This window comes from Rhizobium sp. ZX09 (genome assembly GCF_017357485.1).
In the GTDB taxonomy this organism is placed as follows: domain Bacteria; phylum Pseudomonadota; class Alphaproteobacteria; order Rhizobiales; family Rhizobiaceae; genus Agrobacterium; species Agrobacterium pusense.
The window spans coordinates 14,495-35,358 of sequence record NZ_CP031365.1 but is presented as its reverse complement, the minus strand read 5'-3'; the positions used below and the strand labels follow the sequence as shown (position 1 = coordinate 35,358).

General features: G+C 62.6%; 26 protein-coding genes and 1 pseudogene. 8 read left to right on the top strand and 19 right to left on the bottom strand.

The annotated features are described in order from the left end of the window. Positions 1–216 (top strand): type IV conjugative transfer system coupling protein TraD, encoded by a 216-nt coding sequence (locus BTN45_RS24680; protein WP_207591866.1) that lies wholly within the window; start codon positions 1–3, stop codon positions 214–216. Next, positions 203–2,137: a Ti-type conjugative transfer system protein TraG gene (traG, locus tag BTN45_RS24675; protein WP_207591865.1), complete on the top strand. Its 1,935-nt coding sequence runs from the start codon at positions 203–205 to the stop codon at positions 2,135–2,137. Before BTN45_RS24680 ends, traG begins: the two co-directional genes overlap by 14 nt. A gap of 170 nt (positions 2,138–2,307) precedes the next feature. Here the strand turns inward: traG and BTN45_RS24670 are convergent, their stop codons facing one another. From BTN45_RS24670 to BTN45_RS24620, 11 genes are all read right to left on the bottom strand, one after another. Continuing rightward, positions 2,308–2,529: a hypothetical protein gene (locus BTN45_RS24670; protein ID WP_207591863.1), complete on the bottom strand. Its 222-nt coding sequence runs from the start codon at positions 2,527–2,529 to the stop codon at positions 2,308–2,310. Positions 2,530–3,035: 506 nt separating this feature from the next. Continuing rightward, positions 3,036–3,689 carry an ATP-binding cassette domain-containing protein gene (locus BTN45_RS24665; RefSeq protein ID WP_207591861.1) on the bottom strand — a complete coding sequence of 218 codons (654 nt, stop codon included), beginning with the start codon at positions 3,687–3,689 and terminating at the stop codon, positions 3,036–3,038. An 8-nt stretch (positions 3,690–3,697) separates the two neighbouring features. Continuing rightward, the gene (locus tag BTN45_RS24660; protein ID WP_246751767.1) at positions 3,698–4,471 is read right to left on the bottom strand and encodes an ATP-binding cassette domain-containing protein; all 774 of its coding nucleotides are present in this window, start codon (positions 4,469–4,471) and stop codon (positions 3,698–3,700) included. Then, complete coding sequence (locus BTN45_RS24655) at positions 4,458–5,303, bottom strand: alpha-D-ribose 1-methylphosphonate 5-phosphate C-P-lyase PhnJ (protein ID WP_207591848.1); 846 nt, start codon at positions 5,301–5,303, stop codon at positions 4,458–4,460. Before BTN45_RS24655 ends, BTN45_RS24660 begins: the two co-directional genes overlap by 14 nt. Next, positions 5,296–6,345 carry a carbon-phosphorus lyase complex subunit PhnI gene (locus BTN45_RS24650; RefSeq protein ID WP_207591844.1) on the bottom strand — a complete coding sequence of 350 codons (1,050 nt, stop codon included), beginning with the start codon at positions 6,343–6,345 and terminating at the stop codon, positions 5,296–5,298. The genes BTN45_RS24655 and BTN45_RS24650 overlap by 8 nt, the downstream gene beginning before the upstream one ends. Continuing rightward, a complete protein-coding gene (gene phnH / locus BTN45_RS24645; protein ID WP_207591842.1) occupies positions 6,329–6,904 on the bottom strand; it encodes a phosphonate C-P lyase system protein PhnH in 576 nt (191 codons plus the stop codon). Before phnH ends, BTN45_RS24650 begins: the two co-directional genes overlap by 17 nt. After that, complete coding sequence (phnG, locus tag BTN45_RS24640) at positions 6,901–7,380, bottom strand: phosphonate C-P lyase system protein PhnG (RefSeq protein ID WP_207591837.1); 480 nt, start codon at positions 7,378–7,380, stop codon at positions 6,901–6,903. Before phnG ends, phnH begins: the two co-directional genes overlap by 4 nt. Next, positions 7,355–7,870: a hypothetical protein gene (locus tag BTN45_RS24635; RefSeq protein WP_207591835.1), complete on the bottom strand. Its 516-nt coding sequence runs from the start codon at positions 7,868–7,870 to the stop codon at positions 7,355–7,357. The genes phnG and BTN45_RS24635 overlap by 26 nt, the downstream gene beginning before the upstream one ends. A 16-nt stretch (positions 7,871–7,886) precedes the next feature. Next, complete coding sequence (locus BTN45_RS24630; protein WP_207591833.1) at positions 7,887–8,639, bottom strand: ABC transporter ATP-binding protein; 753 nt, start codon at positions 8,637–8,639, stop codon at positions 7,887–7,889. Then, positions 8,636–9,688, bottom strand: coding sequence for an iron ABC transporter permease (locus BTN45_RS24625; RefSeq protein WP_246751766.1), 1,053 nt, complete (start codon positions 9,686–9,688; stop codon positions 8,636–8,638). The genes BTN45_RS24630 and BTN45_RS24625 overlap by 4 nt, the downstream gene beginning before the upstream one ends. Beyond that, positions 9,685–10,782 carry an ABC transporter substrate-binding protein gene (locus BTN45_RS24620; protein WP_215569486.1) on the bottom strand — a complete coding sequence of 366 codons (1,098 nt, stop codon included), beginning with the start codon at positions 10,780–10,782 and terminating at the stop codon, positions 9,685–9,687. The genes BTN45_RS24625 and BTN45_RS24620 overlap by 4 nt, the downstream gene beginning before the upstream one ends. A gap of 85 nt (positions 10,783–10,867) precedes the next feature. Here BTN45_RS24620 and BTN45_RS24615 point away from each other — a divergent pair, with 85 nt between their 5' ends. The 4 genes and pseudogenes from BTN45_RS24615 to BTN45_RS24600 form a co-directional block, all read left to right on the top strand. After that, the gene (locus BTN45_RS24615; protein ID WP_207591831.1) at positions 10,868–11,830 is read left to right on the top strand and encodes a LysR family transcriptional regulator; all 963 of its coding nucleotides are present in this window, start codon (positions 10,868–10,870) and stop codon (positions 11,828–11,830) included. A gap of 466 nt (positions 11,831–12,296) precedes the next feature. After that, positions 12,297–12,563, top strand: coding sequence for a WGR domain-containing protein (locus tag BTN45_RS24610; RefSeq protein ID WP_207591829.1), 267 nt, complete (start codon positions 12,297–12,299; stop codon positions 12,561–12,563). A 27-nt stretch (positions 12,564–12,590) separates the two neighbouring features. After that, positions 12,591–12,734, top strand: a complete 144-nt coding sequence (locus tag BTN45_RS24605) for a hypothetical protein (protein ID WP_207591828.1) — start codon at positions 12,591–12,593, stop codon at positions 12,732–12,734. Between the two features lie 41 nt (positions 12,735–12,775). Further along, positions 12,776–13,081, top strand: a pseudogene (locus BTN45_RS24600) (thermonuclease family protein); the annotation flags it as partial. A 39-nt stretch (positions 13,082–13,120) separates the two neighbouring features. On the opposite strand, the gene BTN45_RS24595 reads toward BTN45_RS24600, so the two are convergent. The 3 genes from BTN45_RS24595 to BTN45_RS24585 form a co-directional block, all read right to left on the bottom strand. Next, positions 13,121–13,294, bottom strand: a complete 174-nt coding sequence (locus BTN45_RS24595; protein ID WP_207591827.1) for a hypothetical protein — start codon at positions 13,292–13,294, stop codon at positions 13,121–13,123. 265 nt (positions 13,295–13,559) lie between these two features. After that, a complete protein-coding gene (locus BTN45_RS24590) occupies positions 13,560–13,730 on the bottom strand; it encodes a hypothetical protein (RefSeq protein WP_207591826.1) in 171 nt (56 codons plus the stop codon). 317 nt (positions 13,731–14,047) lie between these two features. Further along, positions 14,048–14,356 (bottom strand): DUF736 domain-containing protein, encoded by a 309-nt coding sequence (locus BTN45_RS24585; protein ID WP_056320183.1) that lies wholly within the window; start codon positions 14,354–14,356, stop codon positions 14,048–14,050. 458 nt (positions 14,357–14,814) lie between these two features. Between BTN45_RS24585 and BTN45_RS24580 the strand changes: the two genes are divergently transcribed. Then, positions 14,815–14,988, top strand: coding sequence for a hypothetical protein (locus BTN45_RS24580; protein WP_207591825.1), 174 nt, complete (start codon positions 14,815–14,817; stop codon positions 14,986–14,988). A gap of 3 nt (positions 14,989–14,991) precedes the next feature. Here BTN45_RS24580 and BTN45_RS24575 read toward each other — a convergent pair whose 3' ends face one another. Together BTN45_RS24575 and BTN45_RS24570 are read right to left on the bottom strand one after the other, a co-directional pair. Next, complete coding sequence (locus tag BTN45_RS24575) at positions 14,992–15,915, bottom strand: zincin-like metallopeptidase domain-containing protein (RefSeq protein ID WP_207591824.1); 924 nt, start codon at positions 15,913–15,915, stop codon at positions 14,992–14,994. Positions 15,916–16,192: 277 nt separating this feature from the next. Continuing rightward, complete coding sequence (locus BTN45_RS24570) at positions 16,193–16,780, bottom strand: hypothetical protein (protein ID WP_207591823.1); 588 nt, start codon at positions 16,778–16,780, stop codon at positions 16,193–16,195. Here BTN45_RS24570 and BTN45_RS24565 point away from each other — a divergent pair. Then, on the top strand, positions 16,779–17,003 hold the full coding sequence (locus BTN45_RS24565) for a hypothetical protein (RefSeq protein WP_207591821.1): 225 nt from the start codon (positions 16,779–16,781) through the stop codon (positions 17,001–17,003). The genes BTN45_RS24570 and BTN45_RS24565 overlap by 2 nt on opposite strands. Positions 17,004–17,171: 168 nt before the next feature. Here the strand turns inward: BTN45_RS24565 and BTN45_RS24560 are convergent, their stop codons facing one another. From BTN45_RS24560 to BTN45_RS24550, 3 genes are read right to left on the bottom strand one after another with little or no spacing between them, the layout of a single operon-like run. Continuing rightward, entirely contained in the window at positions 17,172–17,483 is a 312-nt protein-coding gene (locus BTN45_RS24560) for a hypothetical protein (protein ID WP_112831535.1), read from the bottom strand. Beyond that, a complete protein-coding gene (locus BTN45_RS24555) occupies positions 17,480–18,373 on the bottom strand; it encodes a hypothetical protein (RefSeq protein WP_112831536.1) in 894 nt (297 codons plus the stop codon). Before BTN45_RS24555 ends, BTN45_RS24560 begins: the two co-directional genes overlap by 4 nt. Next, on the bottom strand, positions 18,370–20,115 hold the full coding sequence (locus BTN45_RS24550; RefSeq protein ID WP_112831537.1) for a ParB N-terminal domain-containing protein: 1,746 nt from the start codon (positions 20,113–20,115) through the stop codon (positions 18,370–18,372). The genes BTN45_RS24555 and BTN45_RS24550 overlap by 4 nt, the downstream gene beginning before the upstream one ends. Positions 20,116–20,864 lie beyond the last annotated feature (749 nt).

Genomic DNA, 20,864 nt, shown 5'->3' with positions numbered 1-20,864 from the left:
ATGAGCAGGAACGCGACTTCCGATGCCCGGAAGAAGGACACGCGCGACAAGATCGAGCTTGGCGGCCTGATCGTCAAAGCCGGTCTCCGCTACGAGAAGCGGGCGCTTCTGCTCGGCGCACTGATGGATCTGCAGCGTCGGCTGAAGTCCGACGACAATGAGCGAACGCGATTGACAGCGATCGGGGCGGAGGCGTTCGGCAATGAATGCGAATAGGATCGTTCTCGTCATTCTGCCTGCGGCCATGATCGCGGCGACCGTGTTCGCGCTCACCGGCATCGAGACATGGCTTGCCGGGTTCGGAAAGACGGAGGCTGCAAGGCTTGCTCTTGGACGGATAGGGGTCGCGGCGCCATACGTGGCGTCTGCGGCCCTTGGTCTGATTTTCCTGTTCGCGACAGCCGGATCGGCCAGCATCCGTGCCGCGGGGCTTGGTGCCGTAATCGGAAACGCCGCAGTTATCCTGACAGTTTGTGCCCGGGAAGGTGTGCGGCTTGCGGCGTTTTCCTCTCAGGTGCCGGCGGGCAAATCCGCGCTGTCTTATCTGGATCCATCGACCATGATCGGCGCTGCTGCGGCACTAATATCTGGCTGCTTCGCGATGCGCGTGGCGATAATCGGCAACGCCGCCTTCGCCCGGGCTGCGCCCAAACGCATCACTGGCAAACGCGCCCTGCATGGCGAGGCTGATTGGATGACGCTCCCTGAAGCCGACAGACTGTTCCCGGCGACTGGCGGCATCGTGGTGGGCGAGCGGTATCGCGTCGACCGCGACAGTGTCGCTGGTGTTTCGTTCCGTGCCGACACCACCGAGACGTGGGGTGCTGGCGGAAAGTCACCGCTGCTGTGCTTCGATGGCTCGTTCGGCTCTTCCCACGGCATCGTCTTTGCCGGATCGGGTGGCTATAAGACGACCTCCGTCACGATCCCCACGGCGCTGAAGTGGGGAGGTTCGCTCATCGTGCTCGACCCCTCGAACGAGGTCGCGCCCATGGTCTCGAGGCATCGGGAAGAGGCGGGGCGGCGTGCGCGGATCCTCGATCCGAGTAAACCCGCAACCGGCTTCAACGCACTCGACTGGGTCGGCCAGTATGGCGGCACAAAGGAGGAGGACATCGCCTCGGTCGCATCATGGATCATGAGCGACAGCGGTCGCGCGAGCGGTGTCCGTGACGACTTCTTCCGTGCCTCAGGCCTTCAACTCCTGACGGCGATCATCGCCGATGTCTGCCTCTCCGGTCATACGCCGAAGGAGGAGCAGACACTGCGCCAGGTGCGCAGCAATCTGTCAGAGCCTGAGCCGAAACTTCGACAGCGTCTGCAGGATATCTACGACAACTCGGAATCCGACTTCGTGAAGGAAAACGTCGCCGCCTTCGTGAACATGACGCCGGAAACCTTCTCCGGTGTCTATGCCAATGCCATCAAGGAGACACACTGGCTTTCGTACCAAAACTATGCGGCGCTAGTCTCCGGTTCGACATTCCGCACCGAGGACATAGCATCTGGTAAGACGGATGTGTTCATCAACATCGATCTGAAGACGCTGGAGACCCATAGCGGATTGGCGCGCGTCGTGATCGGCTCGTTCCTGAACGCGATCTACAATCGCGATGGCGCGATGGATGGGCGAGCGCTCTTCCTGCTCGATGAGGTGGCCCGTCTCGGCTACATGCGCATTCTGGAGACCGCGCGAGACGCCGGCCGCAAATACGGCATCACGCTGGCTATGATCTATCAGTCGATAGGCCAGTTGCGCGAAACCTATGGCGGACGCGATGCGTCGAGCAAATGGTTTGAGAGCGCGAGCTGGATATCCTTCGCAGCGATCAATGATCCGGAGACCGCCGACTACATTTCTCGACGCTGCGGTGTGACCACAGTCGAGATCGACCAGGTCAGCCGTAGCTTCCAGTCGCGGGGCTCGTCGAGAACCAGATCGAAGCAGCTCGCGGCCCGTCCGCTCATCCAGCCGCATGAAGTGCTGCGCATGAGAGCTGACGAGCAGATCGTCTTCACGGCAGGCAACCCGCCGCTGAGGTGCGGTCGCGCCATCTGGTTCCGGCGAAACGACATGAAAGCCTGCGTTGAGCAGAGCAGGTTCTCGCGTCGCGAAGCGCCCGCCCATGAGCAATGAAGAGCATCGGAGAAATCAGCATAGCGACGGCCGCCAGGGCGTGATTTCGGGAATTCTCGTCATGCTTCGGTTCGGAGAGCGGGCAGCCGCAGGAGGCTTAGCATAGCGCCGCGTCAGCGGAAGCCGGGACCGACTGCACCCGACCGAGGCATTCCGCTTTTGACAGCCATCTATCGCTCGGGAACTCCATCGGTCAGTCCGTCGAAAACCTCCATCATCGCAGTGGTGATGGCTTGGTCGAGAGCGTTGCCAGCAGCGCGGACGTCATCTACGGAGCCATCGCTAGCAGCACGCGCAAGCTCGTAACCCTGATCTACGCCAATCTGCTTGGCCAACTCGATCGCCCAAAGGCCGAAGTCCTCACGGTTATCGATCTGGACAGCTTCTTCCATCTGCGCCTCCCTTCGTTAGTTCGCTGTCTCCCTCTTACTGACACTTCACCTATCACGAGTGCAGATGTTGGACCCGATGGTGTTGCTCGTCACCAAGGACGGGCATCCGCTTTCGGACCTCGGCTCCTGCGGGCTAGCAAGAATTGTCGCATTTGATATCGGTCGGTTGCCAAGCAGGCTCGCGAGTAGACAGGCAGTTGGTATCGCCGATTGACTACCTATCGAAGATGCCACACCTCCCTCCTCGAGCCAGGCGGCGTTTGCCGAGGCGCAGAAGTCCGGCATGAACAAAGTGAGCCAGCGCTTCGGTACTGCGGACAAAACCGCCTTTTGTAGCGGCATGTGACGCCTTGGCTCGGCGGTTAACGTCGTAACTACAGGCTCTGCTGACAAGCGCCATGTCGTTTACAGCCTTGGCGGTGTGTTGCGTGAGCGACTCCGCCCTACACTTTGAGCGCGGTTCTCGTCATCGAAAGTCAGCCTCAGCCGAACCGCGCCAAACAGGCTCATGCGACCGACCGTGTTGCTGTCGGTTGGCTAAGCAAGGTTAACGTCCTTACCGGAGCCAAATCTCCCTGGGATCGGTGCACGCCCACAATCAACGATGAACCGGCATCCGCTAGATCCGAAAGGAATTCCCAAATTGCGGAATGCAGACTTGGATCGAGCGATGCGAAGGGCTCGTCGAGGAGAACAAGCGCTGGTTTTCGCAACGCAGCTAGCGCGATGTTGAGGCGCTGCCTCTCCCCACCGGACCAGGTCGAGGCGGGCAAGTTCCAGATCTGCGGCGGCAGCGCCAGGCGCTCAAACACCTGCGTCACGTAGGAGGGGAGCGCCACCTCGCAACCGAGCTCCATGCCCGACTTGCCGGGAATCGCTGGCAGAAACTGCGTGCAATAGCCGATGGCGGCTCGACGCACCACGACGAGTTCCGGTACAGAAAGGCCAAGCAGATCGCGCCGCCACTCGTCGATTTCCAGGATCGCCGTGCCCGCCGTCGCCGTACGAGTGCCGTAGATCAGGTCGAGCAGGGTTGATTTTCCCGAGCCGGAGCCACCGACTACCAGTCCCACCTCCCCTGCTGTCAGCGTAAAGCTCACCGGACCGACAATGCGTTCTCCATACCGCTTTTCGAGGTTTTCCACGCGTAGAATTGCCATTTCCACCCTCAAATCATCGCTGAGACGAGATCACGCGCCACCGAATGGCGGGGATCGGCGATCAACCGGTCGGGCGGAGCCTCCTCCACCATTCTTCCGCCATCGAGCACGATCACACGGTGGGCGATCAGGCGGGCAATCCTGAGGTCATGAGTTACGAGCAGCGCCGCTATGCCCGAACGGCGCAGTAGCTCGGAGAGCAGGGCTAGAAGCAATGCCTGAGCAGTTGTATCGAGGCCCGTCGTCGGCTCGTCGAGAAAGAGGATGCGTGGGCGGTGCACCAGCGCGCGGGCAATCTGCAGTCGCTGCTGCATGCCGCCGGAAAAGGTGCCCGGAAGGTCACCGGTCCGCGCCGCATCGAGATCGAGCGCAGCAAACCAGCGCTGCGCAGCCGCTAGCGCCTTGCCGAAATGGCGCTCGCCATTGTCGAATAGCGGCTGGACGATGTTGGCGGCCGCGCTCCGCGCCATGTCGAGCGTGTCACGTGCGTTCTGCGCGACGAAGCCGAAATGCCGGCGACGGAGAGTAACAAGGGCCTGCTCAGGAATGTCGTACAGCGATGTCGGAGCCTCGCCGCCGTAGGCGAGCAGCACCCGACCCTCAGTCGGGCGCAGCCGCCCTGCGGCGATGCGCAGCAGCGTCGACTTGCCCGCGCCGGACTTGCCCACGAGACAGAGGACTTCGCCTGGATAGAGCGCAAGCGCTACGTCCGAGACGAACCGGCCATCGAAGGAGATGCGGTCGAGCGTCAAGATCGGAGAGGGCAGATCAAGCACCGGCATTCTCCTCAGATCGCTGCGAACAGCATTCCGTATCAGAACAAACCCATTCACTCGTTCCGTCGTCGCTGAGAAGGAGGTGGTCGAGATGGCTGGTCGCGCAACCGCAGATGACGCATCGCCGCCCGTCCTCCGGAAGGCCGGGGTCGAAGGGTACATCCTCGAAGGCGACGCTTTCGACCCGCGTATAGGGTGGCAGCGCATAGAGCCGGCGCTCACGCGCCGCGCCGAAAATCTGGATGGCGGGTGAATTGTCGAGGCGGGCATTGTCGCGCCTTGGGATCGGCGAAGGAGACATCAGGTAGCGGCCTTCGACCATGACGGGATAGTCGTAGCCGGGCTGAATGACGCTGCGGCTTCCCGTCCTCTCCTCGAAAAGCCGCGTATAGACCCTGCCGTAATCGGCCTCGGCGTGCATGCGGGCTGCCTCACCCGCGGAATTGACGAAGGCGCGCAGGGGATCCGGCCGCGGTACCTGGTAGATCACGACCTGCCCTTCAGAAAGGGTTGCCTCCGGCACGCGCTGGCGCACCTGGATCAGCGTCGCCTCGCGGGTCAGCGTCGTGGTGGCGACGAAGGCCGTGCGGGTAAAGAAGGTGCGGATATTTACGGCATTCACCGTCTCGTCGGAGCCGTGATCGGTGATCTTCAGACGGTCGTCCCTGCCGAGGAGGCTCGCCGTAACCACCATGCCGCCGACGCCCCAGCCATAGGCGATCGGCATTTCCGGCGCGATGAAGGGCACCTGGTAGCCGGGAATGGCCAACGCCTTCAGGATCGTACGCCGCACGCATCGTTTGCTGTCCTCGTCGAGGTAGGCGAAGGTCTCAGTCATGCCCGCCCCTCGCCCGCCGGATTGTTTCGAGATCAGCTTGGAAATCGGAGTAATGTGGCAGCTTGAGATGCGAGACATAGCCGCTCGCTTCCACCCCGTCGCCATGCGCAAGCACCAATTCCGCGTCAAGTCCGGATTTAATCGCCTGATCGACGGCGGCCATCGCCACGGCCTTGCGTTCGTTGGCACCGAAGGCGACGCCGAAGCCCGGCGAAAGATCCGATTGCACCCCGTCGAGCACCGGAGCCACCATACGGCAGGCCGTCACCTCGACGTCGCCGATAGAGACCGTGAAACCGATATCCTCCAGCTCGACGAAGACTTCCACCTCGCCCACCGAAAGATCCTCGACATAGGGATGGGACGCACCGGCTGTGCGAAGGCGTGTATAGGCGAGCCCCGTCAAGAACCCCTCCTCACCACGAACCAGATGGCCAAGCGTTTCAGACCCGCCGTAAGGGGGACGCAGCGGCACCCGAGTGATATCGGTGGGCTCTTGTCCGGACGATGCCCCCTGGCCGTTCTTCTCCGCAGGCAAATGATCGTAGTGTGGAAATGGCGCGGGAACCATGGCAGGCTCCGCTGCCCCCAGATCGTCTGGTCCTGCCGCTCTCGAGGGGCTAAGGAGAGCCGCCCCTTCCATTAGCGAGAAATCGAGCAGCCGATGGGTGTAGTCATAGGTCGCGCCGAGGATCTGACCGCCCGGCAGTTCCTTTGCGGTTGCGGATATATGCCGGTCATGGCGCATGGCCAAAAAATCGATGGGCTCACAATGCCCCATGCGCCGCAGTGTAGCGCGATGGGCCCGCAGGAGGAACGTCGCCTCCGCCACATCGCCCTGGGCCTGCTTCAGCGCAAGGGCGGCGAGGTCGCGGTCGTAGAGCGCGCCTTCTGTCATCACCCGGTCCACCGCGCCGCGCATCTGCTCGCGGATCTGCGTGACCGACAGTTCAGGCACGGACGGATCACCCCGCCGGTTACGCGCCAATGCCTTGAGGCTTTCCGCAATGGCGGTCTCGCCGCCCTTAACGGGAACATACATCGGATGCCTCCAACCTTACGCTGCGGGGAAGGCAGACGCAGCGATCGCCTGCCGTCAGGATGACGTCAACGCCGAGCGGATATGCCGCATTGTTACGCGCCCATTGCGCAAGGAACGCCGCCGGCAGGCCGAGCGGCGCGAAGGTACGGCCCCCGGGCCCGACACCCGGCCCCGCCAACCTGAGCGGCAGGCCGCCGGAAAGATCTGCGACCTCCGCTATGATGGTGGCGGAAAGATGCGGATCAGCCGGGGTTCCCGTGGAGAAGACGTCGAGACGGTCCAGCATCTCGCTACGACAGAGCGCGAAGGCGCATGTCTTTTTATCCACCATCGGCCACCGCGCGGCCACCGCGCGATCCCGGACCTCCGCAAAGCTTTCGTCGATCCAGAGGGGCGTGGTGGTGTCGGCAAGCGTTGTAAGAACGACAGCGTGCGCCGCCTGCCGTTCCGCCAGGGTGACGATTGTGCCGGGATAGGAAAAAGCCTCCAGAAGCTGGCGGAATGCACGCTGATCCTCGTGGACACGGTTCACGCCGCTCCGGTCGATCTCGATCTTCACGGTGCTCCTCCCTCCCGCGCCGCTGTGAAAAAATGCGCGGCCGTCGCCTGTGCTGCATCAGCCTTGCTGCGTCGTCGTTCGCCGATGGCCACCTTGGCCGGTTGCAGCAATTCCTGTGCGAGGCAGGCTCTAAGTTGCGGTTCCTGGAGAAGCGCATCGAAGACAGCGGCTATTTCCGCCCGCTCCGGGTCGCGACCAAGCACGACCGCATAGCCGCGCCGGCCGTCGACATCGACGACGCAGCGCGTTATGGTCGCCTCGCCGAGATGGAAGGGCGTTCCAGTTACGGGCGCTTTCGCACGTAACTGGAGGAGACCGATCTCCGGCTCGACGAGCCAGCGTGCCCTTTCGCGCTCTCGACAGCCGTCGAAGGCCGCCCGCAGCAGGTCGATGGGTGCGCGGGCGAGCACGCCCATCCACTCTTTGCGTTCGGCCTCTATGGGAGCGGATTCAGGCACGGCTGACCTTGGCGTCATAGACATCCTCGGGGGCGAGCGGTACGAGACGGTCACCCATTTCCCGCTTCAGCGCGGCAAGACGAACCTCATCTTCGGCAGTGCGATCTTCCTTCCGGGCGAGCGTGATGAATTCGCCGCGCACATGACCCGGCCGAATTGTCACCTCGACTACCGTGCCACGATAGGTGAAGCGGAAATAGTACTTCCCCTTCGGGCTTTCCTCGATGCCCTCCCAGCCGAGCGATCGGTCAACTGTGTAGCGGCCATCCGTCAGGGCGCGGGTGACGAATTCGATGGCGTCGCGTCCACCGGGGCCAGGGAAGGCAGTATCGATACGCACCTCGCGACGCTCCACCGGTCGGCCCTCGTCCAGTAATGGGAAGGCGCGCTGCATTACCTTCAATCCGTGCGCCACGCCGCCCGGGAAGCCGGTACCGTGATACTTCAGAAGTTCGGCAAAGTTGACGGTGAAGGTTTCGCCGTTTTCGAGATATGTGATCGTGTCCAAGGGAGACTCCTGTCGGTTATGGAGAAAGGGGCGCCGCCCCGAAGATCGGGGAAACGATGTCGGTTCGGCCGGGGCCGGCGGCATGGCGGGAAAACGGCACGCCGTAGAGACGGGCGAGCTCCGCGTCCGTCATCATCTCCGAGGCCCGGCCATAGCGGACCTCGTCCCCGGCATGCATCATCAGCGCCCGGTCGGCGAGGAAGAGGCCATGCTGCGGATGGTGGGTCGTGAAGACGATCGTGTGGCCCCGCGCCTGCCGGAGGCGCATGAGGACACCGAGCAGGAGATCCTGGTTGGCAAGGTCGAGCGAGGCAGCCGGCTCGTCCAGCACCAGCACTTTCGCCTCCGTCGCCAGCGCCCGGGCGAGCAGCACGATCTGCCGCTCGCCGCCAGAAAGCTGGCCGAAGGGTCGCTCGGCGAAACGCTCGGCGCCCACGGTCGCAAGTGCCGAGAGCGCCGCCGCCTCGTCCGCCTTGCCCGGCAGGCCGAAAAGCCCGAGCCGCCCGGCGCGTCCCATCGTCACGATGTCGAGGCAGCGGTGCTGCTCGCCCCCACTCTGCGACTGCGGTACGTAGCCGACGACCGCCGGCATGGTGCGCTCGCCCTCGGTGAGCGCCAGCGAACCAAGCAGGGTGCGCAACAGCGTCGTCTTGCCCCGCCCGTTGCAGCCGAGGATCGCAAGAACCTCCCCCTCCGGCAGCTTGAAGCTGACATGGCGGAAGATCCAGCGCTCACCCCTTCGAAGGCCGGCATTTTCGAGCACAATCATCGGGCCAAGCCTCCCCGCGCCTGCCGCGTGCACAGGAGGTAGATGAAGACCGGTGCGCCGATGACCGCCGTCAGGATGCCGAGCGGCAGTTCGGCGCTGGTCACCGTGCGTGCGAGCGTATCGACCGCCACCATGAAGCTGGCCCCGAGCAGCGCCGCCGTGCCGTGGAAACGCCGGTGGCCTTCGCCGACCAGGAGGCGCGCAGCATGGGGAATGACGAGCCCGACCCAGCCGATGACGCCAGAGACCGCGACGCAACCGCCGATGATGACCGAGACGGTCGCGAAGACCAGCCAGCGCGAGGCCCCGACATTGACGCCGAAGGAGCGCGCCTCCTCCTCTCCCATCGATAGCACCGCAATGCGGAACCGCAGCCGATAGAGAAGGGCGATGGCGACGAGGATAACCGGCCCGTGCTCGCCGACCTTCTGCCAGCTCGAAGAGGAGAAGCTGCCCATCAGCCAGAAGACGATGGCGGGAAGCGAGGTCTCCGGGTCGGCGACATATTGCGTGAGCGAGATCATCGCGGAAAACAGCGCATCAATGACGATGCCGGCCAGCACGATGGACAGAATCGAGCGCCCCGCGACATGCGAGATCACCGCCACAAGCACCAGCGCTGTAAACGCCGAGGCGAAGGTAGCCGCAAACAGCACCGCGGCGCTTCCCCCGACGAGCAAGGTAATCGCCCCGCCGAAAGCCGCACCCGAGGAGAGGCCGAGCACGCGCGGCGAGACAAGCGGGTTGCGGAAGAGCGCCTGCAGGGCTGCCCCGCAGAGCGCGAGCCCCGCGCCGACGATCGCCGCCAGCAGGATGCGCGGCAGGCGCACGTTGACTAGGATGCGCTCCTCCATCGTCTCGGGCGAAAGGCCCCCGAGCAGCCCGCGCCGGAGGATGTCCGCGATCTCGCCGAACGGTATGTGAAACCGGCCGACGGAGGCGGAGGCGAACGCCGCCGCCGCAAGGAGCAGGACAAGCGCCAGCCAGTGAAAGGCGGCGCCAGCCGCCTGCCCGGACAAAAGCCGGGCTTCGGCCGGAGCGGACATCATTTGCGCGCGAACTGCGCGTAGTTGGCAGCGGAGGCATTGAGGTCGAGCTTGAGCACGGTGTCGATCTCCTCTTGCGTCGGCGCGTAGTTATAGAGCCGTTCGAAGCCGCTCTTCACTTCGGCGCGCAGATCGAAATGGAAGAGGTCGGGATGAGCGAGATTGGCGAGCCACATCCAGGTGAAGGGGCTCTCGTGGCTGGCGCTGTCCCAGACATAGCCGCCGTTCGGCGTCTTGTAGACGCGGCCGGCCTTCGCCGCGGCGGTCTGCGAAAGGATCGCGTCATCGAGGATCGTCTCGCGGCCGGCATCGGCCTCGTGCGCCGTCAGCATGATGAGGTCGGGATTCCAGGCCGCGATCTGCTCGGCATTAACCTCGGCCTGGACGCCGAGCCCCGCGCCAACGTTTTCGCCGCCCACCAGAGTGATAAAGAAGTTCTGGTAGCTTTTTTCGCCGGTCGCCGTGAACTTGCCCTTGGAGGAGCGCAGATGCAGAATCTTCGGCTTTGCAGCCCCGGGATGGGTGGCGAGCGTCGCCTTGATCTCGTCGATCACTTCGTCGCGCCACTTGAACAGCGCGTCGGCCCTGTCCTGCTTGCCGAGGATGCTGGCAACGAGGCGGATGTTTTCCCGCGCTAGCTCCTCCGTGCCGCCATTACCGCCACCGACCATCAGTGCGACGGGAATGCCAGCATTGCGCAGCGGCGCGACGAGCTCGTCGCCGCGTCCACCCCACTGGATAACGAGATCCGGCTTTAGCGCGGCAATCGCCTCGACATTCGGCATCCATCCGTTACCGCCCTCCGCGACGATGCCGCTCTCGATCGACGAGGCATCAGGGAACATCTTCTTGAGCAAGCCCGTCTCGAAAGCCTTCCGAGAACCCGGGTTCATGCCGACCACGTGCTCCGATGTGCCATCGACGGCGATGACGGTGGCGGCTGCTGGTTGCGGCAGCGTCACGATCCGCTTCGCGGGCCCCGGCAACGTGACCTCCGCGCCCGTCACATCTTTGAAGGTAACAGGGTCGGCAAAAAGCGGTGTGGGGGCGAAGGCGAGAAGGAGAATAGCGGTAGGCAGGCGGAGGTTCAACATCATCGGCTCTCCTGTACATTTATGAGTATCAAAGTCATGTTTTTGCTATAGAGAGAGTGGCGTTACATCAAGTCGAACAAATCGGACAATGCGAGAAGAAATTTCGAACAGGTTGGCCTCCCTCTCCATTCGCGATCTGATGCTCGTCGCGGCCGTAGACCGTTGCGGTGGCTTTCGCTCGGCGGCAGAGGAAATGGGTATCAGCGCCTCAGGCCTGTCGCATCAGGTGCGCAAAGTAGAGGCCGTGCTCGGCGTCACCATTTTCGAACGCGGAAGCCGCAACGTCACGCCGACTGACGCTGGCATCGTCATGCTCGGACGCATCGGCGCTCTTCTTCAGCATATAGAGGAGATAGGACGAGAAGCGGACCGGCGCAGCGGCGCGTTCGGCGGGCGCCTGCGCATCGGCGTGATCTCGACGGTCGGCCCATTCCTTATCCCGCGCGTCGTCTCCTTCTTGCGGGACCGGCACCCGTACCTCGAACTGGCTCTCATGGAAGGAAAGCACGAAGGCCTAAGCCGCCGGCTAAAGGATGGTGAAATTGATCTCGTGATCACCGCCTGCCCAATGGCCGACGAAGCGTTCAACCAACTGGAGCTACTGAAGGAGTCCTTCCACCTTCTCACACGTGCGGACGATCCGATCGTGGCCTTCGAGCAGATTGAGCAGGAACAACTGCTGACGCTCAACCTTCTTCCCCTGAGCGAGGACGATTTTCCTATGGACAAGTCAGGCCGGGCTTCAAAAGGCACCCATGGCTCCGACACCTCAATTTTCCGATCATACGGTCTGAGCATAGAGACCCGTGTACGCCTCGTGTTGGCACACGGCTATGTATGCCTTGTACCTTCCCTTACCTCCGGCGAACTAACCTCAGGAGGTAAGCTGGCGCTGGTGCCGATTAAGCATATGCCGATCGGCAGGAAAATCTTCGCACTTTGGCGCCGCAGTTCACCCTATTCGATAGACTTCGAAACATTGACGATCGAGATTTCTTCCCTGATGCGTCAACGCGAGGACCAGATTCCCGGGGAAACCGGATATGCTTAACTTCATAGGCTTTTGAGTTTGCACAGCTTCACCGCTCTCTCGCGTCATCGCTCGCCTCCTCGTTGATCGAGAAATGCCGCGAGATCCTCTCAAGGGGAATCCTCAGTATCACCACGGCATCACGCGAGCCGCCGATTGTGAGGCTACCGCGATCATAGCGACGTCTATCCAGTTCGCCCGCGAACCCCATTTGTTTCCTTCAGAGGCGTTCTCAAACGGTCACTTTCACACGCTTTCCGTCCGCTAATGGCGCAAAGCGGCGAAGCCTGCACCTTGCGGGAGGATCGTGACCCGAATGGGCGAAGACCGCCTGCGGGCTTCGTTCGCTCCCGCGAATAGAGCCGTACGCCGAAGGCGGACCGCCCGAACCCAATAGTATCTCACCATCACAAAAATGAATCGGTCACACCCGAGCGATTCAAAACTCTCGTTGGACGGCAGTTTCGGGAAGCATCATCATGCCGGCATGATCACCCAGCCCTACCATCTCTATATCGAAAGATCGGACGCCACGAAAAACATGGCCCGCTTCTATGCGATGTCCATCCAGCCCAATCTGTTTGGAGAGGCTTGCCTGACACGGTCTTGGGGACGTATCGGAACCACCGGCCAGATAATGAGCCACCATTTCGAAACGGAGCAAGAGGCTGTGGTCCTCTTTCTCGATCTCCTCCGACAGAAGAAGCGGCGCGGTTACGCAGCGGTCATTCGACATTTGCGCATCGACAGCTGATAGCGACGCCCAATTCAAGGACTACGCATGAACAGTAGATCAGAAGATGTCGCTCGTCGGCAGGTGTGGCGCTTCATCAGAATGATCCAGGTGGCGATCTTCGTCATTGCTCCAGCTGCCCAAGCCTTGATCGGCAACAAAGCTACGCGAGCGATGCCGGATCTAAAGTGAGCCTGCCATTTGAAATGTGTGCCACCGGCTCGCGTAAGGCATGCGTCGTTGACGGGGACACGATCTGGCTTCGTGGCCAGAAGATCCGTATCGCCGATATCGACACACCGGAGGTGAGTGAACCGAAGTGCTCGTCGGAACTCGCCCTCGGCAACCGCGCCACGGCCAGAATGCTCGAGCTGATCAACGAGGGTCCGTTTGAACTCAAAGCTTGGCCTGGCCGCGATGCCGACCGATATGGTCGCAAGCTTCGTGTGCTGATCCGCGACGGTAGAAGCCTGGGCGATATTCTGGTCTCGGAAGGTCTCGCCTGGACCTGGAGCGGCCGACGAGAGCCATGGTGCTGAGGCTTGGAGATCGGCCCGGCGAACCGGGCCATATGGCGGTTAGGTCCGCCGGTTCCAGTCGGTCTCGAAGTTGACCTCGACTTCGACGAGGAACGGGATTTTGATCGCGATCTTCATGCCGAGCTTGCCCTTGCGGAAGAAGTGACAGATCACCTTGGCGAGGTTGCGAAGGCGGCGGCCGGTGACTTTGAGGAACTTGGCGAGCTGTTGCATTTGGTTTCTCCTGCTGATTGCATTTCGTCGCGGGGATGAAATGCGAATCGGGAAGGAGTGCTGCACCGGTGACGGCCGGAGCGTGAGCGGAGGACCTGATGACGGCTGAATTTTGTGCCGCGAGGAGCCGCAGGCGGGGAAAATTCTGCCGGCATCAGGTTGCGGCGGGACGCACGATCCGCATCATTCCCAATGTCGATGAAATGGGATCGACAGGAGAATCGCGGCAGCTCGACTTCGAAGACGACGGACGATGGAAACCGCCTCAAAAAGGCGGTTCGCTTTCAGCAAGGCCGTCCAGGTCGGCAGCCGCGACGATCAGCTCCGCCTGGGCGATGTCGAGTTCGGCCGCGATCTGGCGGCGCTCGACGCCATCGACAGCGTTGCGCAACTCGGCCCGCAGTTCTTCGATCTGGATTTCGAGTTCGTAGGTCATCTTCGTCTCCCTGACGTCTGTGAACAATGACCGGTGGGTCCGAGAGGTGATGGCGGGGTCAGGGATCGCGCACGACCGGCAGAGCCGGGGAGTGGGGGAGCCGATTTGCGGAGCTGCCCGGCAGGGGCAGGTGAAGCAAATTGGGGGAACCGCTCATCCTTGAGGCCGGTATCGCCGCTTGGCACAATCGAGCGTTCTGAGCAGCTTCCCCGCTCACCGTATGCCACAAAAAGCCGGGCCTAGCTCGATGCCAGATCCGGCTTTGGTCTTTTCGCAGGAGGGTGGGCTCCGCCGGTGGCGGAGCCTCGTGATCCCGATCAGTCGCGGTTCGGGCGGGACCAGATGAGCTGGAGTCCTTCCTCGCCTTCGACTTCGGCGAGCGTTGCGTAGATCGGAGCCGGGAAGCTCGGATCGTCGAGCTTGACCGAGAGGTAGTCGCGGCCCTGCTCGGAGGTCTTCTGCCAGGCGGCGCCGAGCTCAACGCTTCCGGCATAGACGCGGAACTGCGGACCCTTGTCGGAGGGGTTTTCGACCCGCGCGATGCGTGCCTTGACGTTGAGCGCGAGCGTGCGAATGGAGCCGGTGAAGCCGTTCTTTTCGGAAGTGAAGGTGCCGATAGTCGCCATTGTCGTAATCCCTTTCGTTGTTCGGGCCGCGCCCACCGCGGCCTCGATGGCAGTCGCAAAGACCGGTGACGATCGGACCGCACCTGATAAGGCCGCAATGCAATGGAGGGCGGCAAGTCGCAGATTTGTTAGTGGGAGAGGAGGGGACCGCAGGTCGCCGGGGTAAGAAATCTGAGCCTTGTCGTTGCGGGAAGACGATCGAGGCGCAGCCGGTCTCCGGTCAGACATGCCTCATCGAGCCCGCAGATGGGCTGCCGGAAACTCTGTCGTAAAGGGATATAGCAATGGCGCTCACCGCATTTGCTCATGGGAAGAGCGGCAACCCGGCTTATGCTCCGCCTGTCCAAGCGTTGGGGCCTGCCTCGGTTGGGGAATGGGTCCCGTGCGAACGTCGTCCGACTTGCTCACCACGCCCAGTGCGATATCGTTGTGCTCGCAAATCGCAGCCTGGAGGATCAATGCGCCAGCAGACCAAGCCGTTCATCATTGAGCGCAAACCTTCCCGCAAACCGAAGCCAGACACTCAAAAACCGTCGATCTGGGGAAGGCTGGATGCTGACATCGCACAAGGTCTCCAGGATCAGCGTGACATGGACGAGGCGGCCGTCGCCGGTGGTGACGACCGCGCCTGACCTTCAGGCCGCAGCCTTCAGATCCGTTTCCGGCTGCAAGGAATGCAGAAAATTCACCGCGCGCTGCGCGTGAGCCGCCGCCTGGAAGATGGCCCGCTTGTCGTTGGAAAGGATAGATAACCAGGACTGCAGGTAGGAAGCGTGATCGGCCCGTGGCTCAAGCTCCGGCGCTATGCCGAGATCGGCGCAAAGGAAGCAACTGCCGAGCTCGGCGATGAGCTCTTCACGGGCTCGTTCTGTCCGATCTTTTGCATAGCGTGACAGGTCACGGCCGACGCGATGTTCCGCCGCCGTCCAGTGCGTCGCCTCATGGCTGAGGACGGCCGCGTATCCAGCAGCATCGCGAAACGCCTCGAAAGGTGGCATCTGGATGTAGTCCATGACGGGTGAGTAGTAGGCCTGATTGCCGCCGTGCCGGATGACTGCGCCCGTCGCTTTGAAGAATCGATCGGCGCTCTCGATGCGCTCGACGGGATCCCGCACCTTGGCTGGCGGGGCATAATAGGTGTCAGGCAGGCCATCGATCTGCTCGATACTGAACACCGAGTATGCCTTCAGGAACGGGATTTCCCGATCGACATCGTTGCCGCTACCGTCGGCCACCGATTTGGTGAAGCGACTGGCGAAGACAACCGTCGAGCCCGTTTCGCCCTTCCGCACGGCTCCGCCCAGTTCGAGAGCCTGCTTGAATGTCATCCACATCGAGGAGGAGAAGCCGCGCGACAGCTGCTCCGACCACAACAGGAGCACGTTCATGCCGGAGTAGGGCATGCCGTTATGGCGCACCGGCCGGGTAATCCAGTCACTGGTGTTGGCGGCGCTCCACGGCTTCATCCAGGGGCGGACGCCCTGTCCGAGCTCCTCGACGATCCGCTCGGTAATCCGCGTGTAGATGTCGAGCCGATCCGCTTCCGTTTTCCTGGCCATGACCTCATTCTCCTTCTTCAGAAACCGCGCCGATCGCGGTCCGTCACGGAGGTCCGAAGTCAGGGGACGATGGTGTGGCCATGCACCGGAACGGCCGCAACAGCGTGGAGGACGGCAAAGCCGTTGCATGGGCGCCCGGCTCCTGCAAGACCGCCGAGCGGGACGGACCGCGACAGGCACGTCTCCGGCTTTCCCTCTCGACACGAAAAAAGGCCGGCGCAGTCGGGCGCCAGCCTATGATCAAGAAGAAAGGGCGGGGTTACCCCCGCCAGCGGCATCAACCGAAGGCCGCCATCTGAGCCTCGGCCGCCTTGCGGTCGAGCGAGGCCCCGGGGGTCTCGACCGGCCGGTCGAAGGGCTTCCAGGTCTCGCCGACAACCTGTTCGTAGGCGGCCACCGCGCCCTCGGCTGCCATGCGCAGCGCGTGGGACTGGACACCCATGTCGGCTGCAAATTCCCGCTTGCGCTGGGCGCCGCTGTCATAGCCGACCGGACCGTCGATATCCTCGTCACGCGCATCATTGGATGCCTTGGCGGTTGCATCGCGCGCCTCGGTGACAGCCCGGCTGTAGAACTGTCCGGCGCCATGCGCCGATCCGACGAAGGCCCCGACGATCCTCTGCAGATGGATCTGCATGGCCTTGCTCCCTAAGCCTTCGGAGAGGCTGTCGGCGGTCTCGACGATCAGCCGCTCATGCAGGCTGCGGATGCCATCGCTGTCGACGATAGCCGTGCCGAAGCTTTCGGCGATCTTGTGCGCCTGAACGGCGTCCGGGCAGGAGAGGCGGACCATTTCGAGAGTGGTTCCGCGGCGTGATTGCGCCGATCGGGCGGTAGAGCGATTGCTGGTGGCGGGCTTGGCCATGTCTGTTCCTTCCGTGGCTGCCGAAGCGGTTCCGGCCCGTGCCGGTCTGTCCTTCGGTGCGGACGACCAGAACCGGCAAGGGACGGGCGGCTTCACAGGTTCGATCCGACTGACCCAGCAGGGCAAGTTTGCGGGCCAGCAGGTCTCGACCTGCGCAGACCGCGGGCCTGCCCTCGCGCAGAGAGGTTGGATCGGCCGCCCCGCGGCGCGCAAGCGGCCTTGAAACGACCGGCCGCCGGTTCAGACCGCAACGAAAAGAAGGGCAGTCCAGCACGGGTCCGATATCAGATGCGCGCCGACGAGGGACGACATGGCCAAGCCCACCACCCTGGAGATGTCGTGGCCGCAAGATGACCAGATGCCATCCAGCGCACAGCCCCTTCGAGGTCACCTACCCCGCCAACGGCGAAACAGGCGCATCACCACAATGCTCGAGCGCGTCGATGATCTGCTCCTGCACCGCCAGCCTAGATGCGAGCGTGTCGAGTTCGCCCCACCGATCGAAAGCCAGGCGATCGGCCAGTTCCTGATGGTAAAGACGGAGACCAGACCGACGGCGCGCCCGGCTCCGGGCCTGCACGGTGATCGCCTGCCGCCCGGCACGCGCTGCAATTTGCCGGGTCAGACAATTGAGATGCTGCAGGGTCTCACGCCGGGCGCCAATTGCCTTGTCCAGCGGCTTTGGAGCGAGGATGTCGATCATGCCCCATCCTCCCGACCTCGCCAGCCGGTAAAGGAGGACGGCCCATGATACTGGGCGTGACGGACGGGATCGATAACGAATCCGAACCGACCACGCCTCGCATACTCGTCGCTCGGCACCAGGAAGCGACGCTCATCGTCGTCAGATCGTCGGTTGCCACCGACGACGGCCACGACCTCGGTCATGTCTGGGTGATGCTCGGAGAAGATCGCCGAGGTGACGACGTGGTCTGCCGCATGGCGTTGATCAAACGCGCGGCGATCCTTGATCCAGCTTTCGCCTTCGGTCAGCTTGGCGCCGTGGATCGCCTCCCATTCATCCGGCCAGGTATTGCGAATGGTCTTTTCCGCCGCGGCGCGCTCGTAGCCGGTGAACAGCTCCGGAAAGCTGAGCGCCACGATCGCCCATTCGCAATCCTCCTCGTACCAGGGGGTGTCTTTGCGCAGCAACGAATGGACTTTGCTATTGCGGTCGGCGGAGAGGTGAAAGCCGCCATGGCCGGCCGTGCTATGGGCAACGACACCATCGGCATAGATGACCGCCATCTGCGAACCGCCCCAGGGCGTGCTCGCCGACATGCGCGTCTGAACGCGGTTCAGCGCAGCGAGGTCCCGTTTGTGGCCAGCCGTTTCGACGACACGCGCTCGAAACTCGGCCTCGTCGGCCACCCGGGCGTCGTGTCCGATGAAATCGGCGCGCGTCAGATCAGCGAGCGGCCGGCGAACAAAGACTGCGCTCGCGAGAAAGGCGAAGCCGCTGGACGATGTGACCATGGCGAGGACCAGATCATCGATGCGGGCGACGGGCAAGCCATCCGCGCTAGTGGCAAACTCCACCCCCGAAAGATCGGGGGTGGGTTCTTGCAAGTTCATCTGAAGGGGGGCGGTCATGCGGCCGCCCTCTGATCGAAATCCTGGTCGTGGCCATCGTCGACCTCGGCGTCGTTCAGATCATCCTGACCCGCCTCCTCTTCGACCGGCCCCTCATGCTCTTCAGTAGTGCCGCCAGTATCACCGTCTTCGTCATCCTGGGAGCCCGTGCAGATGACGTCAGCGGCAGCACCCGCGCGGATCCAGTCGAGCAGCTCATCCGCCGTCGGCGCGAAGCGGCCGGAAGGATGGACGAAGTGTTCGGTCGCAAAATGCTCGAGGAGCGCTGCGCGGGTTTCGCGCACCTTCTGCCGCGGCTGAACCGATGCCTCGGCGCAAGATGCTTCCAGCGCCTGGCGCGACAGGCACAACAGGAAGTCCTCCGACCCCATGTTTGGCAGGAATTCATCAGCGCCAATCGCTTCGCCGGCGATGCGCGCAACCATGCCGCTGTTCGACATGCCTCGACGGCACGAGAGAACATCGATCAGCACGGAGCGAACGGCGATCCGGAGCGTGTCCTGATCGAAGGTGAGCTTTCCATGCTGATCGAACAGGCCGACCGCATGCCGCGAGAAGCGCTTGCCGCCATAGAAGGACCCGTCCGCACCGGAGTCCACACGGACGTTCTGCCCGGCGAAGGCCAGCACCATCAACGCCATCAGCATGTCATCCTCGATTGGAGCGCGGCCGAGCGCGTCGTGCAGCGCGTCCGTGCGGAAATCGCCGATCATGTCGTGGCCCTTCTGGGTCACATCGGGCCGGACCTTCGGCGTGGCGTTGGCGTCATCACCGCCACCGACAGAGCCGTCACCAGCACTGCTCATTGGCTTCGCCACCTCGGGCATGCGATAATGGACAGTCTGCACCTTGCCATCGCGATCGAGGTACATCGCAGTGTGGTCGGACTTGGACGGCTTGCCGTAGACCTGAGACGCCTTCTTCGGCAGTTCCGGCTGGCCCCAGCTGTTGACATCGACGATCGCACCCTTCTTCGGCAGATTGTTCGTCATCCATTCATGCTGGGCACCGAGAAATCCCTCGACATTGGTGGTGTAGCGGCCGTCCTGATCAGCTGGCGCGAAGAGATCCTCGACCCATTCGATCCCGTAGGCCTGAGCAAGATCATCGCCAAAGCTCGCATCCTTGGCGTACATGCGCTTCTTGGTCAGAGCGTTGGCGATCTGCCACCAGGGCGCGGTATCACCCTTCTTAGGTTTATGGGCTTTCCAGACCTCCTTCTGGTCGACCTGGCCGGCAGCCGCGATGACGCGCAACTGCTGTTCGGACGGCATATCGCCCAGGGCCATCTGTTCGAGCATGGCCGGCAGGACGTTGGCGAGCAGGCGCAGCTTGCGGATCTGGCGGACGGGAAGGGCGAGAGCGACGGCGATCGCTTCCTCGGTCCAGCCGAGGGCTACGAGCCGCTCGATTCCGCGCCATTGGTCGACCGGGTTAAGGGCTTCACGAACGCTATTTTCGACCATGGAGCGCATCGCGCCGTTGTCGTTGGCCGCATCGACAACCAGAATTTCAATTTCTTCGAGGCCGGCGGCAATGGCGAGCCGGACGCGGCGATGGCCCGCGTCGATGATGTAGCCGTTGCCACCATCGCCTTCGGGCGCGACGACAGGCGGCTGGACGATACCGACAGCCTTGATGGTGGCAAGCATCAGCGCATCGGCCTGCGGCGACGACTTCGTCTGGCGCATCCGGTCAGGATTTTCCTTGAGTGCGCGCGGGTCAACCTTCATGATCTGCATGGGATTTGTCCTTGTCTGGAGGGTTCCGGACCGGCGCCTTGCCAGCCCTTCCTGTCTTCATTTCTTCGAAGACACCTCCCGGACCGCCGAGCGGCCGGACTGCTGCAACTGCGGCCGAGCATCCCTGCTACGCTGGACAAGCTGGGTTTAAAGCCCAGCGAAGGACGAGTGGCCGGGATGGCGCAGGCGGCGGTTGAGCGATAGCGACGGCAGGAGGACCGATCGGCGATAGGCAATTTCCTGTTTTCAGTCTCCCTTTCCTCCCATTTCAGGTTACTTTCAAACCGATGCACGTGAGTTGGAAAAATATTTCAGCGGCCGGCGATAAAATCCCGGGTTTCTTTCAAAGCCGGTTCGAAGTGGCCTCAAACCCTCTTGAAGCCTCTTCAAAGTCCGAGCTTTTGGGCAAGAAATACCATTTCTTGAATGAAAGGCCCCTTCGGGCGATATGCGGCAGCAAGGCAGCGCTGATTTCTTTGCTGCGAGGTGCGCCATGAACAACCCGATCGACTATCCGTCAATAAAGCTCCTGGGTATGGAGGCGTCCGCGAGAGGGCACTTTGCGATTGCTGCCGTGGTTTTAATCGCGTTCGCACTGTTGGCCGCTCGATCTCGGAGCTGACATGCGGACGGAAGGTGCAGCGGCGATCTAGGGCAAAAAGAAAGGGCCGACGGAAGACCGCGGCCCATGAAGTGTGGAGATCTTGAACCTCCAGAGGGGAACAGCTGCTGCGACGGAACTGGGAGGT